Origin of the sequence: Butyricicoccus sp. OF10-2 (assembly GCF_003481925.1) — a bacterium.
In the GTDB taxonomy this organism is placed as follows: domain Bacteria; phylum Bacillota; class Clostridia; order Oscillospirales; family Butyricicoccaceae; genus Agathobaculum; species Agathobaculum butyriciproducens.
Genome location: NZ_QUMC01000025.1, coordinates 17,064 through 36,435, shown reverse-complemented (window position 1 = coordinate 36,435; position 19,372 = coordinate 17,064). Strand labels below are relative to the sequence as shown.

16 protein-coding genes and 3 pseudogenes are annotated in these 19,372 nt (G+C 47.9%); 5 read left to right on the top strand and 14 right to left on the bottom strand.

Translation table 11 applies throughout. From position 1 onward, the window contains the following. Positions 1-230 precede the first annotated feature (230 nt). From DXB00_RS12410 to DXB00_RS12400, 3 genes are read right to left on the bottom strand one after another with little or no spacing between them, the layout of a single operon-like run. Positions 231-1,604: a YARHG domain-containing protein gene (locus DXB00_RS12410; protein WP_118729701.1), complete on the bottom strand. Its 1,374-nt coding sequence runs from the start codon at positions 1,602-1,604 to the stop codon at positions 231-233. 3 nt (positions 1,605-1,607) lie between these two features. Continuing rightward, positions 1,608-1,940: a DUF2085 domain-containing protein gene (locus DXB00_RS18290; protein WP_442861148.1), complete on the bottom strand. Its 333-nt coding sequence runs from the start codon at positions 1,938-1,940 to the stop codon at positions 1,608-1,610. Between the two features lie 7 nt (positions 1,941-1,947). Next, positions 1,948-2,637 (bottom strand): hypothetical protein, encoded by a 690-nt coding sequence (locus DXB00_RS12400; RefSeq protein ID WP_110435973.1) that lies wholly within the window; start codon positions 2,635-2,637, stop codon positions 1,948-1,950. 146 nt (positions 2,638-2,783) lie between these two features. On the opposite strand from DXB00_RS12400, the gene DXB00_RS12395 reads away from it, so the two are divergent. Together DXB00_RS12395 and cas9 are read left to right on the top strand one after the other, a co-directional pair. Next, positions 2,784-3,149 carry a helix-turn-helix domain-containing protein gene (locus DXB00_RS12395; RefSeq protein ID WP_118729644.1) on the top strand — a complete coding sequence of 122 codons (366 nt, stop codon included), beginning with the start codon at positions 2,784-2,786 and terminating at the stop codon, positions 3,147-3,149. 233 nt (positions 3,150-3,382) lie between these two features. Continuing rightward, the gene (cas9, locus tag DXB00_RS17355; RefSeq protein ID WP_119215010.1) at positions 3,383-5,377 is read left to right on the top strand and encodes a type II CRISPR RNA-guided endonuclease Cas9; all 1,995 of its coding nucleotides are present in this window, start codon (positions 3,383-3,385) and stop codon (positions 5,375-5,377) included. On the opposite strand, the pseudogene DXB00_RS18285 reads toward cas9, so the two are convergent. The 8 genes and pseudogenes from DXB00_RS18285 to DXB00_RS12345 all read right to left on the bottom strand — a co-directional run. Beyond that, a pseudogene (locus tag DXB00_RS18285) lies at positions 5,377-5,580 on the bottom strand (N-terminal phage integrase SAM-like domain-containing protein); the annotation flags it as partial. The gene cas9 and the pseudogene DXB00_RS18285 overlap by 1 nt on opposite strands. Before the next feature lie 965 nt (positions 5,581-6,545). Next, positions 6,546-7,556, bottom strand: a complete 1,011-nt coding sequence (locus DXB00_RS12380; RefSeq protein WP_110435970.1) for a succinylglutamate desuccinylase/aspartoacylase family protein — start codon at positions 7,554-7,556, stop codon at positions 6,546-6,548. Positions 7,557-7,577: 21 nt separating this feature from the next. Then, positions 7,578-8,621: a M28 family metallopeptidase gene (locus DXB00_RS12375; RefSeq protein WP_158581319.1), complete on the bottom strand. Its 1,044-nt coding sequence runs from the start codon at positions 8,619-8,621 to the stop codon at positions 7,578-7,580. A 92-nt stretch (positions 8,622-8,713) separates the two neighbouring features. Beyond that, positions 8,714-9,247, bottom strand: a complete 534-nt coding sequence (locus DXB00_RS12370; RefSeq protein WP_119215008.1) for a hypothetical protein — start codon at positions 9,245-9,247, stop codon at positions 8,714-8,716. A gap of 3 nt (positions 9,248-9,250) precedes the next feature. Continuing rightward, positions 9,251-10,447 carry an amidohydrolase gene (locus DXB00_RS12365; protein WP_158574692.1) on the bottom strand — a complete coding sequence of 399 codons (1,197 nt, stop codon included), beginning with the start codon at positions 10,445-10,447 and terminating at the stop codon, positions 9,251-9,253. 81 nt (positions 10,448-10,528) lie between these two features. Further along, positions 10,529-11,586 (bottom strand): annotated as a pseudogene (locus DXB00_RS12355) (YfcC family protein). Positions 11,587-11,615: 29 nt separating this feature from the next. Continuing rightward, positions 11,616-11,930, bottom strand: a complete 315-nt coding sequence (locus tag DXB00_RS17760; protein ID WP_119215005.1) for a hypothetical protein — start codon at positions 11,928-11,930, stop codon at positions 11,616-11,618. A gap of 387 nt (positions 11,931-12,317) precedes the next feature. Then, positions 12,318-13,378, bottom strand: a pseudogene (locus tag DXB00_RS12345) (DinB/UmuC family translesion DNA polymerase); the annotation flags it as partial. A gap of 83 nt (positions 13,379-13,461) precedes the next feature. Here DXB00_RS12345 and DXB00_RS16200 point away from each other — a divergent pair. Continuing rightward, positions 13,462-15,141 carry a hypothetical protein gene (locus DXB00_RS16200; protein ID WP_147358091.1) on the top strand — a complete coding sequence of 560 codons (1,680 nt, stop codon included), beginning with the start codon at positions 13,462-13,464 and terminating at the stop codon, positions 15,139-15,141. A 51-nt stretch (positions 15,142-15,192) separates the two neighbouring features. Here the strand turns inward: DXB00_RS16200 and DXB00_RS12335 are convergent, their stop codons facing one another. Next, the gene (locus tag DXB00_RS12335; RefSeq protein WP_118729638.1) at positions 15,193-16,413 is read right to left on the bottom strand and encodes a tyrosine-type recombinase/integrase; all 1,221 of its coding nucleotides are present in this window, start codon (positions 16,411-16,413) and stop codon (positions 15,193-15,195) included. Between the two features lie 118 nt (positions 16,414-16,531). Here DXB00_RS12335 and DXB00_RS12330 point away from each other — a divergent pair, with 118 nt between their 5' ends. Continuing rightward, positions 16,532-16,954 carry a helix-turn-helix transcriptional regulator gene (locus tag DXB00_RS12330; RefSeq protein WP_147359218.1) on the top strand — a complete coding sequence of 141 codons (423 nt, stop codon included), beginning with the start codon at positions 16,532-16,534 and terminating at the stop codon, positions 16,952-16,954. Positions 16,955-16,977: 23 nt separating this feature from the next. Continuing rightward, positions 16,978-17,727 (top strand): hypothetical protein, encoded by a 750-nt coding sequence (locus DXB00_RS16195; protein ID WP_147358090.1) that lies wholly within the window; start codon positions 16,978-16,980, stop codon positions 17,725-17,727. Here the strand turns inward: DXB00_RS16195 and DXB00_RS12325 are convergent. Further along, entirely contained in the window at positions 17,646-18,197 is a 552-nt protein-coding gene (locus tag DXB00_RS12325; RefSeq protein WP_118729636.1) for a recombinase family protein, read from the bottom strand. The two genes, DXB00_RS16195 and DXB00_RS12325, sit on opposite strands and share 82 nt — an antisense overlap. A gap of 235 nt (positions 18,198-18,432) precedes the next feature. Further along, on the bottom strand, positions 18,433-19,371 hold the full coding sequence (locus DXB00_RS12320; RefSeq protein WP_118729635.1) for a class II glutamine amidotransferase: 939 nt from the start codon (positions 19,369-19,371) through the stop codon (positions 18,433-18,435). Position 19,372: the final 1 nt, after the last annotated feature.

The window sequence follows — 19,372 nt, the reverse complement described above, 5'->3', positions numbered from 1 at the left end:
CAGAAAAGCTGCACTTCTCATAACAAAAAGTGCAGCTTTCATGGCGGAGACAGAGAGATTTGAAAAGCAAAGTTTTGATTTTTTGCATCTTTTTCTGTGTTATTCCGTCTTATTCAGTTCATCATCCCGTTTTTTGAGTACATATAGCACATACAGTTTCGGTTGTTTTTATCGTGATTGCTGTCACGTTGCTGTCAGCCCGAGCGGTTTCCCGCTCGGGCTTTTGGCTTTTATACCGGTCTAAACACACCGCCGTCCAGACGGCCGATTACCCATGCGTCAGAGCCGTTGACCTCTACAATATATTCGGCCTCCCATTCATACTCACCAATCTTTGCACAGACCAAATATTCGTTCTCTGCATATGGTCTAACATAGTCGAAACCGGTACAGTAATCGCCTTGGCTCTCCACATAGCTGCTGACCGCACCCTGCGCCAACTTTGTCGGCGAAACATCCTGCTCGGTCCAGCCCATCTTCTGCTCATATGCAGAAATAGTATCGACATTCGCCTTTTCTACATCACTCAAATCGCTTCCATCATAGGACGAATTTGGCGTATACCACGATTTAGCCGCAAAGTAATTCTGGATTTCCTGCGTCTTGAACACATAACCATGTCGAGCATAAATCTCATTGCGGGCCAGCAGCGCCGTCTTTTGATTCCAGCCTGCCATATTGTCCTCGGTGATGTACTGCCGATCACTCGGAAAAATGTAATCAGCCGACGAAGCATCCGCAGTCGATGCCGGTTCTACTGCTGTCGTATCAGCAGTGTCCTGCTGTGCATAGTCGTTCATATCCAGATAGCCATACGCATCCAGTACCCACGGAACCGAGGTTTCCAATGCGTCCTCACCAAACAGTGTACAAAGCTGTGCGCGATCACCCGTATAGTTTGCTGCCGCACCATACAACACTGCAGAACCAGAGATCTGATCCAGCTGATCAATAAAGACTTTCATCTTCTCTGCGCTGTCGAGTTCTGTTTCATGCTTTGTGGTGTAAGCCATAAAGTATAGACTGTTTAACTCTGCCGCAAGGTCGCTTGCCTTTTCAATCTCTGTATTGGGATCATGAAAAGCAGAAATTTTGAACACCTGCTCGTCCAGCATTTTGAACTGAATCGTTGTGTCGCCCACAGTTTCATCTGTATATTTTACTTCAACAATCTGCTGACCATCATCGTTCTCTCCGCCGTCCCACTCGGCTGTGCATCCCAGCAGATCTTCATAGTAGCTGCTGAGCAATTTCTGCACCGTCATATCGGTAAATTCGCCGAGATAGCCATTTTGTACGGTTTCGATATAAGTGTCCGTGCTGGTCGAGCCTGTATTACCACCAGACGTACCAATCATCACTGCAATCAAAATCAGTACAACCGCCACAATACCGCCGATGATAAACTTCTTTTTACCGCCCTTTTTCGATGGTACTGGCGCTCCCTGTGGTGGTATTACATTCTCATGAACGTTTTCTGTGCTTGCAGCAGCTTCCACCGTCTTTGTGTCCTCTTGAACTGCCTCTACGCCCAGCGGAGAGCCGCATTTCGGACAAAATGTTTTCTTCTCCTTAATTTCCGTACCGCAATTTGGACAGAACATCTTTTACCAACTCCTTAGCATTAAATTTTTTACGAATAACAGCAACGTTATCGCCATGGAGCAGATACCATATCCCGCTAAAGCGCCTGTTGCAAATCTTCTTCGATTGGTAGACACCCGCCACTCCCATAGCTGAGTTAAACCGTCTATCACCAGTGGGATACAGCAAACGGCATACACGCTCACGTTCTTTCTACAAACCGTATACGCTGGCACAGCGAGAATATATCCAACCAGAACACCTGTACAGCGGGCACACAGCGGAAACTTCCTGCCTTTCCAGTAAAAGCTCCTATCTGCGCGTTGATGACAGCCTGCTCGATGGCCGACTGCCATCAGCCATTCATACACCGTTTTCTTCATCACGAGCCTTTTTCAGTCTATCTAAATACTCTTTATATTTCTTTGCATTTTCGACTGCTTCGTTTAACTCGGTTAAGGCTGGTGATAGCTTTATGTAATACGGCGGCATCATGCACATTACTCCAATCACCATTGCAGCAAGAAACCAGATAATTATCGTAATCAGTTCGTCCATATCAATAGCCAGAAATGCTATAAAGCCCATCAATGCAATGATGATTCCTCTCCCAATCATCCGGAATGTATTCTGTACCTTACACGCCGGGTACTCTTGCAAAAATGCCTGCTTATCCGCTTTCAGGCGAGCTTTCAAAGCCTTATAGCGGTTTTCAGCTTCTATCACTTCGTTGTCGATATTCTGGAGTATTACTGGATTCGCTGCCGACAGCAATGCTTTTCGCCTGGCTTTTGCATTAAGTTCTTGTTGAATTTTCTCCTGCCGAGCCTTTTCCGCTGCTTTCGCAGTCCCCGCTTGAAACTTTTTACCGCAGGAATGGCACACCCAGTAATCATCGGTAAATCCCGGACTTGCTCCGCACAGGCCGCACAATATGCCGATCGGCCCGAAAATCATCATACCGCAGCAGGCATCTGTAAACGATCCGCTGCTGCCAGAATGATGAACAGCCACATACTGCGTATTTTCCGAACCGCACTTTGGACACTTCACGCGATCCCCTCCCCTTTGCTTTCTTATGCACAGTATATCATTTCCAGCCTCATTTGTGAATGATATAACAATCACTATTTACAAGTGTATATATCAATTTGCCGATTGGAACAACTACCTCTATGATGGTATGAGAGGTGTTGCCAATGACTGATATTTCGGCTGCAATCGGCAAACGAATCCGGACTTTCCGCAACGCACAGGGCATCAGCTTGGAAGAATTATCTTTCAAAGCCGATCTGAACGCTGCACACTTGGGACAAATCGAACGCGGTCTGCGCAATCCGACGATCGAAACGCTGAACCGTATTGCCACCGCATTGGATATATCGTTTTATGAATTGATCGTTCCTGCCGAGGAAGTCCCACAGAAACAACCGGAAACCAATGAGATCAAACGGAAAATCGACGCACAGTTGTCCTCCATGACTTTGGACGAGCAGAAGGATATACTGCGCATCATTCGCATATTCCGCCGCCGTTTTGATGAAGAAAACAAAAAGACTGACTGATATACTTATGTGGTATCAGTCAGTCTTTTATATTTTGTAGTTTATACACATTGTAAAATATTGCTATTTGATGCCCATTGTGGTAATATTAAACCAATAAAAGTTAAATTGTCGCAAAATAATTGGACAAAATACAAAGAGATCTCCTAAGAGATCTCTTGTTCCACACACTGTGGAGCCGCATACACGGCGCTTGCGCTAAAAGCTTATTTGAACTTGTAGTGTAATACCTAATGGTAGTAAATCATTGGTACATCGTTATTATCCACCAAAACCACCAATTTGTCAATCAGGGAGATAAAGAAAATGAAAGAAAAACACAGATTCCTTATTATCTCGGAATAGATGCCGGCAGCAGTTCTGTCGGCTGGGCCGTTACAGATACCATGTATCATGTTCTAAAATGTAAAGGGAAAGCCATGTGGGGTGTTCGTCTGTTCCCCGATGCATCAACTGCTGCAGAGCGCCGTACTCATCGTGCTGCAAGGCGTCGCTTGCAGCGCAGAAAACAACGTCTTGATATTTTAGAAATGCTCTTTGCTCCTGCATTAAATGAAAAGGATCCTCAATTTTTAGCCCGTATGCATGAGAGTGATTTATGGCAGGAAGATAAAAGTATAAATTCTAAATATTCTCTATTCTCCGATTCCAATTTTAATGACTGCGATTATCACGCCCAGTATCCAACCACATATCATCTTCGCAGTGAATTAGCACATTCCACAGATTCGCATGATGTCCGTCTTGTCTATCTTGCACTACATCATTTGATGAAATCACGGGGACATTTCCTCTACGAAATATCGGAAACATCGGACAATGACTCATCTTTAAGGGATAAGTTCGATGATTTTTGTACTCTTTTATCAGATGCATACGGATTGGATTTTGTTCCGCACAATACGGATAATTATCTAAACATTTTGAAAACTCCTAATATGCGAGTTACGGAAAAGGCAGCTTTACTTACCGAAGGTCTAAAGAAGCCCAGCAAAAATGAAGCCGGAATTTCTCCCTTTTACATTTCTGAATTGCTGGCAGGAAGGTCTGTTGCACTCTCCAATCTGTTCGGTGATGACCGATTTAAAGATGCCAAGAAAATTACGCTGCAAAATGATCTTGATGCAAATTACAATGAACTTTGTGAGGTATTAGATGATCATATATCCGTAGTTACTGCTGCCAAAGATGTATACGATGCCGCACGCTTTTCGGAAATTATCGGTACGCACAGATACCTTTGCGATGCCAAAATTGCTGTATATAAGCAAAATAACATTGACTTAAGAGCACTTAAAGATTATATTAAGGCGCACTGCATTGAACGATATAACTCTATTTTTTGTGACAAAGAGGACAAGCTTGATAATTATGCTGCCTATAGCCAATATCATCATAAAAGCGGCGATTACACTTGCTCACAGGAGGCTTTTTGCAAATTCCTAAAAAAGTCTTTGCCTGAAATGGCGGAATCCAAATCCCCTGTCATTGCAACTATATATCAAAAAATCGTTGATGGTTCTTTTCTGCCGCGTTTGCGAAGCTCTGAAAATGGAGTTATCCCCTATCAGCTTCAACTGCGCGAATTAGATGCAATATTGAAAAATGCTTCTTCATATCTACCTTTTCTGGTGCAACAGCAAAGTGATGGTTACACTCCCGCTGAAAAGATTAGAAAAACATTTGAATTCCGTGTTCCGTATTATGTCGGTCCACTAAATGATAAAGCAGCACATCACTGGGCTGTTCGTTCTGAGACTGGTAGCAAAGAAAAAATTTATCCTTGGAACTTTAATCAACTGATTGATCTTGATCATTCAGCTGAAGCATTTCTCGTCAATTTAATCGGTCGCTGTACTTACACAGGTGACCCTGTTCTGCCTAAGGATTCTTTACTATATAGCGAGTATATGTTGCTCAACGAATTAAATCCATTAAAAATTGATGGTCAACCGCTTTCTACAGAGCATAAAAAGCAGTTGATTAAAGATATGTTCATACACCCTGTTTCCAAGCAAAAAGGCAAAGTCACTAAAAAGAAAATCTATGAATATCTGAAATCAAAAGGCTGGATTTCTAAAGCTACAAATATAGATTCTATCAACGGAATTGATGATAAGATCAAATCTGATTTGCGCTCCGCCTTCGGCAGTGCACAGCCGTCTGCCGGATTGTGGGCGATCAGCCGCTGCTCGACTGCCAGCTTCAGGGCAGAGGAAATGATTTGATGGATGTTGCGCACTGTTTTGGCGCTCAGTCCCTTGGGCTGCTTCTGTGCTTCGATTCGCTCTACCCGCCCTTCTGCCAACAATTTCTTGTAGAACTGTTGCAGATGCAGCGTCGTCAGATCATTCAACGGGATCTTGCCGAGCTGCGGCTTGATGTGGTTTTCGATGTAGCCATGATAGGTCAGGTAGGTGGATGGGCGCATTTTGATTTTGGCATAGTTCTCATACCACACTTCTAACCAGTTACCCACGGTGTAGGTCTTGGCCCGTCCGTAGTCGATGCCCACATTTTCCTCGATGGCTTTCTTCAGCTTTTCCTTGACTTCCGCTTGCGTCTTTCCAAGGACGTTTTTAATGATGGCCTTTCCTGTTTCTGGATCGTGACCGACTGTGTACCGACCCTCCCAGCGTCCGTCCTTTCGTTTGCGGATATTTCCCTCCCCGTTTGCTCGTCGCTTTGGCATATGTTAAGCAACCAGAGATTACAAGCGGGAATCCTGTCCACAAAAGAGCCAGATCTGGAATATATGTTCCATCGCCATCCACAAAGCAACAAGAGCGGTATATGAGATACAACCTTACCCTACGGAACAATCTCAGTGCAGTCGATCACCAAAAGGGGCCCAATTACCCTCGCACAGGCCCTGCTCCTTGGAAAATGAGCAGATTCATTTTTTATCATCATGCCAGGTATGACCGCCCAAAAGATCAGGCATACTGTAGCAAAGGGGGCCTGCGTATGAGAAAACCAAGCCGCGAGGCTTTGACGAAACGAATCTGGTTTGATTACTTCAATGAGGTCCTTCGCAAACAAAACCTCATTGATTGGAACACCTATCAGAAAATCAAGTTGTCTATCCAACAATAAGAAGCTGTTGATTGCATAAGCTCAAGTCAAAACCACCAGCTAAGCTGGCTGTCAGCATGTCCAGACACCCGGTCATTGTGCTCCATTTTTCCCCGTTTCAGCATCCCTCACCACTCATTTTTCCCGTTTACAAACGAAAAAGCCCAGCTTTCGCTGGACTTTTTCGACAGACTGGGGCATCCAAAAGGGTGCCCTTTTTCATTTCTGCAGGCCATGTACAGCCCACTCTGCTTCTGCCCTGTTCGTATCTAGGATACTCAACTGGCACTTCGATTTGCAGGATGCATGGATCTGGGCGCTTTACTCCCCATCCACAGGCTTGCCAACCATGTATACCCAGCCATGAGGAGGACAGACAGAATATGTCCAGTACCCGATGACCACACCGTCAAAGGGAGCAATGACCCGATCCACTTCCTCTCCGAACAGGTTCGTAATGATGGAAAGCGTGTCGCCCTTACGCACAGAATCCATTGCCTTCTTCACAGGCACATGAATCCCGCCGTTGCGGTTATAGATATAATCAATGTCATAGTGGTGTACGCCCTCATTGGCGGGCACGCTGCCCTCCAGAATCCCCAGCAGGGTCATCACATTGCGAATTCCGGTCTCCAACATCTGCTTGTGCTCATCCCGCTGATACATGCGGGTGCACTGTCCGCCGATCTCGGGTGTAATGCAGGGAATGCCCATCTGATAGGCATACTCATCCTCAATTCCGCTGTTCTCCGCGTAGCGGGTGTTCTTCCACAAGACCTTAAAGCCAAAGCACTGGGCCATTTCACGGGATTTATACGCCACAGGAGACTCCTCTCCGCAGTACAGCACAACAGGCTCCAGATACTCGCTGTTGCCGCCGCCGTGGATGCAGATCACCGCGTCAGCCTTCTTGATGATGTTCTCACAGTACCAGCTGCACACATAAGCCGTCATGGGGCCGGTTCCGCCCGGATAGATGCGATTCAGATCCTGGGGCACAAAGTCCAGGGTATTATAGCGCTTCATTTCGGCAAAGGCCTCTGCATTCAGGGCAGGGATTCCAATGAAGCTTCCCTTCATCTTGGATACATCCAGCCCCTCAAAGGTCTTGATAATTCCCTCAGTACCCTCATACTCGTCGCCGTGGTTGCAGGCATCCACCACCAACGTGGGACCGTCCTGGGCGCCCACCGCCAGCATAATGGGAATATTCACCCATGAACCGTTGGCCCGCTGGGCCAAATGAATAAAACCATATTCCTTGGTGCCCTTCTTTTGGAGTGCCTGGGTAAGATCAAACGATTCGTCATACTCTTTGATATTGGTCTGCATAATCCATATCCCCTTTCTCTATCATACCACACTGTCCGCGTCGCTGTTCAGTGCTTGGACAATGCTTGTGCACTCAGATACAAAGCGGTTCACCTGCCGGCGGAAGGCTGTCCGCCAATACAAAAATTCCTGAGGTGGCAGGTCGTTGCGGTGCTTGCCCCTGACCAGCTGCAGACCGGGCAGCAGGCCCACTGCAAATGTGTTGTCAAAGTGATATTCATCACAGGCACTGCACAGCAGTCTCGTCAGCCGGCCTCCTGCCTCCTTCGCCTGTCTGTCACTGGAAAAGCAGATACGCCTGGCACAGGCCTTGTCCAGCTCCTCCAGTGCCCGTTCTACAGGAGCGAAATCAAAGTCATCGCCGCAATGGGTCCGGATGTCTGCCACAGTATCTCTCATTTGCGCCAGACACCCTGCCGCGTCAAAGGGAAGATGCGCTTCATCAGCAAACTCTTTTACCAGCTCCACCAGCACCCGTGTATCCCTCATCAGAAGCTGGGGGTCCACCTTATCCATGGTATCCTCCACGGAATGCCACCACCAGCCTCCGCCGCTGCCTGCACAGTGCCAGCGGCCACGGTTGGGCGGCGTCTGATAAAAGTCAAAGGACACCTGGATGGGAATGCGCGGCCCGAAAAATGACAGGTCTGATCCCCGCCCCAGCGGGCGGATCACCACCTCAGCCTGCCCGGTGCACCGACGCAGGATATCCCCAAGGGTATCCCCTGCCACACCGGACGTGGAAAACCCGATCTCCTGCGCTCCCATACAGCCGGGAGAGTCCATGTTGACCAGCGCCACACAACGGGCATCCAGGTCCTCAAACTGCTCATCGCAGTACCAAGTGCTCCCGGCATACCGTCCGTTGGAGTGGGCCGGCCACCACGCGATTTTGACACCCCGCCGCAGCTGCTTCTGGGACAGTACCCGTGCCAGTTCCAACACAGCGGCATTCCCGGTGGCATTATCCGTCACACCATAATCCCAGGAGTCATAGTGGCTGCCCACCAGCACATACTCCGGCGTTTCACCGGCCAGCTCGGCTACAGGGATCTGAAGACGCACACATCCACACTGCAGTACGCTGCGCACCGTCGCGGTACGGCTGCAGGCTCCAGGCGTCAGCAAGGGCAGTATGGATTCTCTGTCACAGCTTCTCAGGCCCACCACCGGAAAATCAGGATAGTTTTTCCGTTTTCAGGCTCCGCGGTGCCCCACACAGGGCTGACCGTCTCGTAGTGAAGCACAGGCTCCTCGCTGGTCCACAGATGGATCAGGCCCTTTACACCGTATCCCCGCAGCTTTTGAACATAGTCCTCATAAAAATTGTCCCCAATCACGATGCAGCCCCGCGCCCCCGCGTACCAATCCTGCTCCTGTCTGGGCTTCAGCTGGTCGTGGGCATGGACATCATAAAACAAGGGGGCGGTCACTCCGTCCGGACAATGGGCGGAGAAGGAACGGGGAAGGGCTTCAAAGGTCTGATCCATCCCCTCTACAGTAACTGACGCTTCTATAGGAGTGGAGACATATCCGTCACACTCATACACGCGGCATGGAATGCCCCATTCCTGCAGCTTCTTGATCAGATAGCCGCAGGCACGGTGCTCATCTTCCGAACCGCCGATGCGCTTCAGCCCGGAAAACACATCCAGTGTCTCCATCAGGCATTCCCGTGAGAGTTCTTCCATTCCTCAATTCTCCTTTTGGTGCGCAAGGAAACACTGGTACACATCCTGCCAGGCAGCCTCATCCGTCACAAGGCGGAAGGCAGCCAGTGCACAGCACACAGCACCGTCATAGATGCCCTGATGAGCCCGCGCCTCTTTCCCGGTCTTTACCCATGCGTCCGTGTGAGGAGGATCATCTGTCTCGATGGTCTTTACCCGCAGGCAGCAGCTGGGCAGCCGGTGGGTCACCGCGCCGAAATCGGTAGAACCGCAGTCCTTCCGGGGCGGAGCAATTCCGTCACACGCAAATTTTTCTGCACACTCCATCAGCAGCGCACCCATGGCATCATTGATGGTGGTGTTGTAAATATGCGCCACAGGGGTAATTTGTACCTGTGTCTGGGTAGCCATGGCAGCAGCCTGGGCAATCTCCCGGGTCCACTGCTCCACGCTCTCCAGATACGCCATGGAGGAGTGGCGGATCTCTACCTTAACCTTGGCAAAATCGGGCACGGAGTTGACTGCCGTCCCCCCAGCCAGCACAATATTGCTCACCCGGCTGGAATCCTTGAGGTGATTGCGCATGAGCCCAAGCCCTGTCTGCAGCATGGTCACCGCATCCACTGCGCTGCGCCCAGCATAAGGCGCAATACCCGCGTGGGCGGTTTTGCCGTGAAATTCCACATCCATCTCGATCAGAGCCAGAGAGGGCGTCTCCAGCTGGGTCAATGTGCTGCCGTGCACCATGAAGGCCACATCAATATGGTCAAACCCGCCGTGGGCGGCCATCTCGTTTTTGCCTCCGTCCAGCGACTCCTCGCTGGGCGTCCCGATCACATGGATCTCAAAGGGCTGGTCCGAAGACTCCAGCACTCCCCGCAGGGCCATTGCCGCGCCGATCATGGCAGGGGTCTGCATATGGTGGGCGCAGCCATGTCCCTGGCCCCGCAGCGCATCATATTCCCCTAAAAATCCTACTGCGCGCCCTCCGGCAGCCCGCCCTCCCTTGTGGCGGTACACGGCACAAAAAGCCGTATCCAGCCCGGCGTAGGGAATGGTTACTTCAAAATCGTGGGCTCGCAGCCACTTTGTCAGCGCAGCTGAGGAGCGGTACTCCTCATAGCCCGGCTCGGCGTAATCAAAAATTTCGTCGCTCAGCGCGCACAGCTGCGGCATCAGCTCTGAAACGATATTCGCAATTTGCTTCTGAATTTCTTCCATGGCATGTCCCATCCTATATCTTTGAAATTTATAATATCCTGCCGTCGCGCCATGCAGTTGCGGCGGCCAGCTCTAAACGGATCAGTAACCGATCACCACAGCCAAAGCCAGGAAGGCCATAGAAACCAGGCTGAGCAAAATCACCAGCTTAATGACGTACTTCAGCCACACGGAATAGGGAATCTTGGACGCAGCCAAAAATCCCAGCATGGTGGACGAAGTGGGGTAGATGGCATTGGTCAGGCCGTCACCCAGCTGGAAGGCCAGCACAGTGCTCTGGCGGGTCAGGCCCACCAGATCGCCCACAGGCGCATGATCGGCATGGTGGCTGCCGCCTGGCCCGTACCAGAGTTGATGGGCAGGTTGATGATGTTCTGCACCAGGAACATACCGATGATCTTTACCGAGCTGGGCAGTGCCACAATCGCATTGGCCAAGGCATTGATAATGGTATCAATGATCATGCCGTCCACCATAACGGTATTGATCGTACCGGCCACTCCCACAATCATCGCACCGAAGGTGATATTGGCCATGCCCTGCACATACAGATCGCAGATCTTGTTGCCGCTGAACCCGGCCAGAATACCGCATACCACACCCAGCGCCAAAAACAAAGTAGCCATTTCGGTGATAAACCATCCCAAGTAGGCCACGCCGTAAATCAAAACGGCAAGCGCGATGACAACGGCCAGAAGGATCAGCTTGTGCCGTCCGGTCACTTCAATCGCAGATACATCCACATCCTCCAGGTTGGAATCCTCGTTCCCCATCAGGTTCTTGGAGGGATTCTTCTTTACCTTCTCCGCGTAATGAATAATATACAGGCTGGTCACAACAATAAACGCCACCAGGATAATCCAGCGATACCAGGCTCCGGAGAACATGGGAGTCACACCCGCGATGGACTGAGCCACACCCACATTAAAGGGATTATAGATGCCCGCCGTAAAGCCCACGATGGAGCCCATGGCGATCATGGCTGTACCTGTGATGGTATCATAGCCCACTGCCTTGGCCACTGCAATCCCAATAGGCACAAACACCAGAACCTCCACAGACATTCCCATGGTGAAGCCGCCTACGGCAAAGACCGTAATGAAGATGGGGATGAGCAGCTTTTCTTTTCCCGCAAACATCTTGCCCAGCTTGGCACAAAAGGCGGTGATCATCCTGTCTGCATAATCAGCTCAAAGGCGCCGCCGATGATGAAAATAAAGAAGATGATCTCGTTTACGCTGGAGCTGCCCAGAGTTCTCACAAAAGCCATGGGGATTTCCAGCGGTGAAACCGGTGACGATTCCACCTGAGTGTATGTACCCGGTACAATCAGCATACGGCCGCTGGCATCCTCCTGGCGCTCAAACTGGCCGGCAGGAATCACGTAGGTCAGCAGGCAGACAACCAACACGATCAGAAACAGAATAATGTACGTGTGGGGCATCTGGATGCCTTTTTTCTTTTTCGACGTTTCAATGGACATTCTTCTCTGCACTCCTCACAATCAAGTGTCTAATAATTATACATTTATTTTTTTCTTTATGCAAGGGCAAATCGAGATTTATCGAGGAATCTGAATTTATCGTAAAAAACTCCCTTGAGCCGCCAGCGGCTCAAGGGAGTCTATGGATGTTTTGACCACTGTATCCACAAAAACTGATTAAAGTTCCAGCCCATTCCACGCTTCTGTCAGCCGACACAGCCGTTACAGAAGCGTGTGTGCTGCTGAAGTTTCCACTGGGCAGGCTGACACGGGCATAGCGGCCATCCCAAATTCAGTGTAAACTCCTCAGCTTGGAAGCGCGCAAAGTTTATCTGCAGCCACAGCAGATTCATCCCGCTGCCGCCTTCTCCTATACGATGTTCCCCCTCACAGACTGAGGGTACAGCTGTAACGGATGGGTCGAATATGTCCTGCAACCGTGCGGTCTATGCGCCGATAATTCATAGTTCGTATGGGCACCATCTTCTTAATAGTGAGCATAACCTCCTGCATTTTTCGCTCCCGATCCAGTTCTGCTTGCTCTTGTTTTCGACGAGCCTCAACGGCAGCATAATCGGTGAACAGATCCATCTGCTCAAATTTGCCCTCTCTGGCCATCGCCTCACTCTCTGAAATCACCCGACCCGCAACGATGTTAAGTCGCCGCACCATGAGGTCGGTATTCACAATACGATCAAAGAGCGCTGTAGCTGCCCCCATGATTTTCTTTGTAGAAGAGGTATAATCGTTCAGGCGCTCGGTTCCATGGGCGTGCTTTGGAACCTCGCGGCCATAGTGATCCTTGACTATTGGGCCATGATAACGATTTCGCCGTGCCGGATCAGTTAGGTTCTCAATGTCATAGCCGACCGTCAGAACAATCTGGTCGGTCATCAGCTTCTTACTCACCAAATCCAGTGCCAGTTGCTCTGCCATTTCTCTCAGCACCAACCGAGCCCTTTCTGCGGAATACGGGCAATGCAGAACCTGACCGGAACCAAGGCTGTTTTCACTGGATGATATGCCTTAACCGCTTGGATGGTACAGGGTTCCCAGCCCCACGAATGGTCAATCAACAACTCAGCGTTTTTCCCAAAGAGCTGGTAAAGAAGATCCTCATTGCATACCGACATTCGCGCAACATCGCCCATGGTAAACATTCCGTGTGCCTCTAACTTCTTGGCGTATCCACGTCCAACCCGCCAGAAATCGGTGAGTGGCTGGTGCGACCACATGGTTTGACGGTAGGTCATCTCATCCAGCTCTGCGATGCGCACGCCGTTCTCATCCGCAGGGATATGTTTTGCCAAGATATCCATTGCGACTTTACATAAATAAAGATTCGTACCAATACCTGCGGTGGCTGTAATTCCGGTATTCTCGATCACATCCAGGATAATTTTCATTGCAAGTTCTCTGGGGGTAAGTTTGTAGGTGGATAGATAATCGCCAAGCTGGACTAGAGCATATTATAGAGAATTCTACGGGCAATAACAATAAAATTTTCGCTGATTTAAGTTATGAAATGCGATTGAATTGTGAAGATTTGAACCGAATTGCTGATGTTCGTGTATATGTCAATGATGTGCTTGAGTCCTCTGTTTACAATAATGGACGAATTTATTTTCCTAGTCGAGGGATAAGCAATAGACGAATTTTTCTAGATTGTTATGGGTTTGCGGAGTTGTCTATTACGCTTATATTAGTAGATGGACAAGAATGTACGCTGAATTCAGAGTATTTACCGATTTTGGTGCGACGAGAGGAACTTAATAATTCGGTAGAAGCAATGGCTAGATTTGTTTATAATAATCAAGAATGGCTTTTGTTAAATGGAGAACTCAAACCGAAAAAACCATCTGGGCTTAAAGAGAATGGGTACCGTAGTCTTGCGACACAGATTTTGTTAGCAGAAGAGATTGCAGCTATATATGAGAGTAGTTATGGATATTTCAAAGCTAATAGCAGATTCAAGTTGGAAAAGATGTCTGTAATTGAGAGACTAGAGCGAATACAATATGTGACGCAGGGAACGCTGTCATATACAGCAACGCATCCAGAGTACTTGCGGCAAGTAAATAGTACGCAAGGTATATTTATTGGAAATCGTGTGTATCAACCACAGAAAACAGAAACTGTTCAAAATACACGCTCATATGATATATATGAGAATAGAGTGATTTTAGCATTTCTAAGGAATATGATTGATTCGGTACAATCTTTGCAAGGATATTGCTGTAATCTATTAAGTAAAATCCCCAATGATGAAGATTATAGCTCAGAGTACATTTATTCATCATTTTTTATGTTTTCTGAAACAAGAAAAATGATAGAGGATGGAAAGACTCAGTTGGAGAAATTGTCTGAAAAATTTACATATTTATGGGGAATGTATAGTGATATTCTTCGTATCCCCCTAGATCAACATATAGTACCCCCTAGACCGACTGCAATTTTTCTCTCCGTTCCACAATATAATCGAATATTCGTTAGAATTCATCAATGGTTTAGTTTTGGAATATATAATTTTTCTAAAGAACATTTTATGCTCTCCTTTATTAAAATTTCAGCTTTGTATGAAAGTTATCTTTTGGCGAAATTCCTTTGCTATTTCAGAGATAGAGGGTATTCATTGGAGTCTTCTAGACGTTGCGTATATCCGGTATCAAAACGATGGAAATACAAAAATACTTCTGTACGAAATACATTTGTATTAAAAAATGGTCAGAAAAGGATTACTTTATATTATCAGCCTGTAATTTTTGATACAGATCAGCGCTCTGTAAATGGTATCGGGTTGTATAGAAATAATTCTATATCTGTGTATGCGGGTAATGAAGATGACTGTAGGCAAGGCGGTCATTACTATGTGCCAGATTTTCTGATTAAAATTGAAGAAAATGGCGATTCCCAATATATGATCGTAGATGCAAAATTTAGTGATTATAGTAGTGTACGACGCTATTATGTAAAAGATTTGGTGTTTAAGTATTTATTTTCAATTAGTCCAATCGAGGAAAATGAATTAGTATGCGGTCTTTGTATTATGTATGGTAAATGCAAGTCTAAGGAACGACTGCAAACAGCATATGATAAGCAAATATTAGGCACTGAAATCTATCCATTTATAGAAATATTCCCCTTAATAGAAGGAATAGATTCTGCAGGACAGTATGAAAAGATGGATCGATTGCTGAAGAAATTACTATAAGATTTAGGCAAAAAAATAAAGCTGCCCGCTCGGGGCAGCTTTATTTCTCTCTCAAAAGAACTGGATCGGCTGACGCAGCGGCGGCTCCATATTATACATATTCGCCATCGTTTGCATCGCAGTCCATTTCTGGTCAGTCAGCACATGAGCATAGGTATCCAGCGTAAATCCAACAGAATAATGTCCCAGCAGGATCGAAAGCGTTTTCGCATCCATGCCCTGCTCCATTGCACGGGTCGCAAAGGTATGCCGCAGTGCATGAAAGTTGTAGTTCGGCAAATTGGCCGTAGCCAGCATCTTCTGATAATATTCGCGCATGAGGCGAGGCTCGACATAGAGGCCGTTCTCCTGCGTAGCAATCAGACCGCTGTCGAAGTAGGCAGTGCCTAGCGCGGCGGCATCCTGCATTTGCACGGTTCGCCAGTTCTGGAGGTCCATCACTAGTTCGGGCAGCATGGGGATACTGCGGATGCTGTTCTGCGATTTCGGTGTCTGCGTAACGATCTCGGTTTTGCTGTCGGCCTCGTCATCATCATAGCGCTGTAAACGATTGAGTGTCTGGTTGACATGAAGCATATTCGTATAGAAATCAATATCACACCAGCGCAGGCCGACGACCTCACCCAATCGTAAGCCAGTTACCAAGGTCATCCGCACGAATACGCCATACCGGAACTGATAGCTTGCCTGCACCAAGCGGGCCTGCTGTTCACGGGTCAAAACCTCAATATGCGGTTTGATGAGCGGCGGCAGGCTTACACTGCCAGACGGATTGGAGAGAATCAGTCCCTCGGACTGTGCCTGCGCAAGAGCCTTATGTAAACACATATTCAGATTGGAAATGGTTTTGGGAGATAATTTCTCCTGCTCCTGCTTGTAGTTGTAGAATATCTGGAGCGTACGCGGGGTCAGCTCTTTCAGCTTGATAGTGCCGAGCGACGGTTTGAAATGCTTGCGGACATAGGTTTCATAGCTCTTATAGGTGGACTGCTTGAGCGTGTGCTGCATATAAGTCGTCAGCCAGTTATCCAGCCATTCGCCTACGGTCGTATTGTTTTGTAAATACTGCGGTGTCTGTACCATAGCGACACTCAAAGCGTGCTGTATATCAACAGCTTCATCAAGTGTATCGGCGTACTTGGAAATACGAGTCGATTTACCGGTTTCCATATCTCGGCCGGAGATACGGACTTCGTAGCGCCCATTCGGTTTCTGGCGGATACTGCCCTCACCGTTGTGACGCTTTTTCTTAGTTTTCTTATTGTTGTTCATCTGTAATGCCTCCGATGCGGTTTTACTGATGAGTTCAGATCAGATTAGAATTTGATTTTAAGCGGAAAAGGTTCTGTGTTATAATGGGAATCAATAGATGACAGAAACGGTGATACAGATGGAAAAGACCACAGGCGAATTGATGGATATTCTGCGCAGCAAGCCAGATGCAGCAGCCTTTGTTCAGGAGAACGCTGACGAGTTGCAGAATAAAACCGTACCGGAGCTGTTAGCGGACCTGCTGGAACGCAAACAGCTGACAAGAGCGGCAGTAATCCGTGCGGCAGGCTTGGCGCGTACCTATGGCTACCAGCTTTTCGACGGTATTTATACACCGACACGGGACAAGCTGATACAGCTTGCATTTGGCTTTCAGCTTACGGTAGAGGAAACGCAGGCGCTTCTCAAAGCCGCAGGCCATGCTGTGCTGTACCCGCGAAACGCGTGTGATGTGGTCATTATAGAGTGTCTGTACCAGCGATGCGGCATCATTGCGTGCAATACCAAATTGGAGGCACAGAACCAGCCGTTGTTAGAGTAATTTAGGGAAAAGGAGAGTGCTTTATGAATACTAAGGATGTAATTAATCAGAAAATTGCGGATCTTGATAAATTGATTGAAAATCTGCGGCATCAAATAGATGATGCAGAGAAACAGCAAATTGAGCTGTATCAGCAATTAAATAATATTCAACGGCAGGAGATTGCTGATTCGTGTGTTTCTTGCATTTATGAGGTGAATGCAGATAATTCTATGTATGCATTTTTAGATGCAAGGACCAAAACTACACCGATTATGGATAAGTTCTATTATTCTAAAAAGAAGTTTTTAGTATTTAGAAAATTTGGTATTACATCTAATTGGAAGAGTTTATCGCTGGTTGTCATGAGAAGTCCTTATCAGGTAATAAAGACGAAAGATATTCTTACCATGACAGGTTTAAAGAAGCTCTCCGGAGCATATATCTCCAGTACTTATTTACGACGCCCTTCTTTTGCTGCCGAACTATTCAAGGAATTATCTCGTATTCCGGAAGGGAAGATTAAAGAGGGGGCAAGGATACCCTTCACAATGCCTTGTCACTTAGGCGGTCAGACTTTTATGAACCAAACGGGATATGGTTCTGAATATGAAGGAGATATGTTGGTTCATGAAGGTACATTATATATGGTGAAGTCACAGATTTTCAGATTATTGGCGTTATTGTGGAAGAGCGTTAATGCGGATGATTGCTACTTTAGATTCCGATACAACGTTGCCTTCTTCACCCCGGTCAGCTCCTCAATCTCCCGAACGGTATACTGTTTGGTATGATAGAGCTTCACAGCCTGCTTGACTTTTTGTGCATTGGTGCGCGGTCTGCCGCCGATATGGCCGCGTGCTCTGGCGGCATCCAAACCCTCTTTGGTGCGCTCTGCAATCACATCACGCTCGAACTGCGCGACGGCACTCATCAGCGTAAACAGCAGCTTGCCTGCCGGTGTGGAGGTGTCGATCTGCTCTTTCAGGCTGACCAGATGCACACCGCGTTCGCGGAACAGTTCCACCAGCTCAATCAGGTCTTTAGTGCTGCGGCCCAAGCGGGACAGGCTCTCAATCACCACCGTGTCGCCCTCCATCATACGGTCGAGCAGTTTGTTCAGCTCCGGACGATCGCGTTTGGTGCCGGTCATTTTCTCATTGAAAATGTAGTCCACGCCGTACTGTGTCAGCATATCAAGCTGTCGCGCAAGGTTCTGCTGTTCGGTGCTGACACGGGCATATCCGAATTTATAGTGCTTCATATCGTCCTCCTGTTGCAAAAATCTTCGTTTATGAAACAAAAAAATTTGCCCTCGGAATGTGGTATTCCGAGGGCAGTTTTTGTTCCAAAACTCGTTTCAAAATCAATGTGCCGAAAGTCAGGCGTTTTTGAAACTACACATCATCGGTCAGATCGAGCAGATCGTCCAATGCTTCCAGCACTTCACCGAGTACCCAAAGCACGCCGAATAAACCCATGTTATTCGTCCTCCTCTCTTAGTATGCATATAACAGCTCTCCGGTCACTTCATGGAGCAGCGGCGGGTCGTACAGCATTTCTTCGATCTCTTCCTCTGAACAGCCGTAGTCGAGCAACACCTGAATTTCATCTGCCGTTACGCCGAACGCCTTTGCTACGCTGAACAAATCGTCGTAGTGGGCAGGTGTGTCCTCATAATAGTCGCGGTAATAGGGATAACGCCGCCACCAGTGCTCATAGCTGGTTTTCGGCATAAAGCTGCCGGTAGTGATATGTCCCGCTCGGTCGATCTTCAAAATCTCGCCCTCCTTTGGCTCCAGAATGTCAGAGGGTGTGTTCAGCTTTAACTTCTTGGTGGTCTTGCACAGGATTTCCTGTGTGGAAGCGTAGAGCAGGTAGCCGTCGTAAAACATGATGCACAGCGGGTTATCGCCAACCACAAACCAGATAGCATCGTTCTTATCCAGCACCGTAAACACAAAAGAACCCTCGACCTTTTCAGCCATAGCTTGCAGGCTGTCAAAGTCGAGGGTCTTGTTCTTCTCTAAGAGCTGGACGGCAATGTAGCTGTCTGTTTCTACGCTCGTCAGCGGAAGATTTTCCGTAGCGCGGAGTTCCTTATCGTTCCAGAGAACGCCGTTATGCGCGAGTGCAAAAGCACCGCTGTCAACATGACCAAGGAACGGGTGGTTATTCTGGTTAAACTGTGCATTACCCTGTGTGGTCATACGGGTGTGTCCCATGACAACGTTCACGCCGTGCGGAATATGGATTTTCATTTTCCGAGCAGGAATCGGACGCTTGTAGATGCGCAGACGATCGTTGAAGTTATAGGCAATACCGGTCGCATCCGTGCCGCGCACCTGACACTCACGAGCCAGCGTATTCAGAATTTTGTTTTTCGTGTGAGTGTTGAGCACACCTTTGAAGTCGATTAAGCCAAACAGACTGCACATA

Coding starts and splice junctions, on each gene's coding strand:
- DXB00_RS18290 (WP_442861148.1), bottom strand. CDS start 1,940: ATGGCAGTCGGCCATCGAGCAGGCTGTCATCAACGCGCAGATAGGAGC.
- DXB00_RS16195 (WP_147358090.1), top strand. CDS start 16,978: ATGAATACTAAGGATGTAATTAATCAGAAAATTGCGGATCTTGATAAA.
- DXB00_RS12380 (WP_110435970.1), bottom strand. CDS start 7,556: ATGCAGACCAATATCAAAGAGTATGACGAATCGTTTGATCTTACCCAG.
- cas9 (WP_119215010.1), top strand. CDS start 3,383: ATGGTAGTAAATCATTGGTACATCGTTATTATCCACCAAAACCACCAA.
- DXB00_RS12365 (WP_158574692.1), bottom strand. CDS start 10,447: ATGGAAGAAATTCAGAAGCAAATTGCGAATATCGTTTCAGAGCTGATG.
- DXB00_RS12325 (WP_118729636.1), bottom strand. CDS start 18,197: ATGAAGCACTATAAATTCGGATATGCCCGTGTCAGCACCGAACAGCAG.
- DXB00_RS12335 (WP_118729638.1), bottom strand. CDS start 16,413: ATGAACAACAATAAGAAAACTAAGAAAAAGCGTCACAACGGTGAGGGC.
- DXB00_RS12410 (WP_118729701.1), bottom strand. CDS start 1,604: ATGTTCTGTCCAAATTGCGGTACGGAAATTAAGGAGAAGAAAACATTT.
- DXB00_RS17760 (WP_119215005.1), bottom strand. CDS start 11,930: ATGTCCATTGAAACGTCGAAAAAGAAAAAAGGCATCCAGATGCCCCAC.
- DXB00_RS12320 (WP_118729635.1), bottom strand. CDS start 19,371: ATGTGCAGTCTGTTTGGCTTAATCGACTTCAAAGGTGTGCTCAACACT.
- DXB00_RS12395 (WP_118729644.1), top strand. CDS start 2,784: ATGACTGATATTTCGGCTGCAATCGGCAAACGAATCCGGACTTTCCGC.
- DXB00_RS12330 (WP_147359218.1), top strand. CDS start 16,532: ATGGAAAAGACCACAGGCGAATTGATGGATATTCTGCGCAGCAAGCCA.
- DXB00_RS12370 (WP_119215008.1), bottom strand. CDS start 9,247: ATGGAAGAACTCTCACGGGAATGCCTGATGGAGACACTGGATGTGTTT.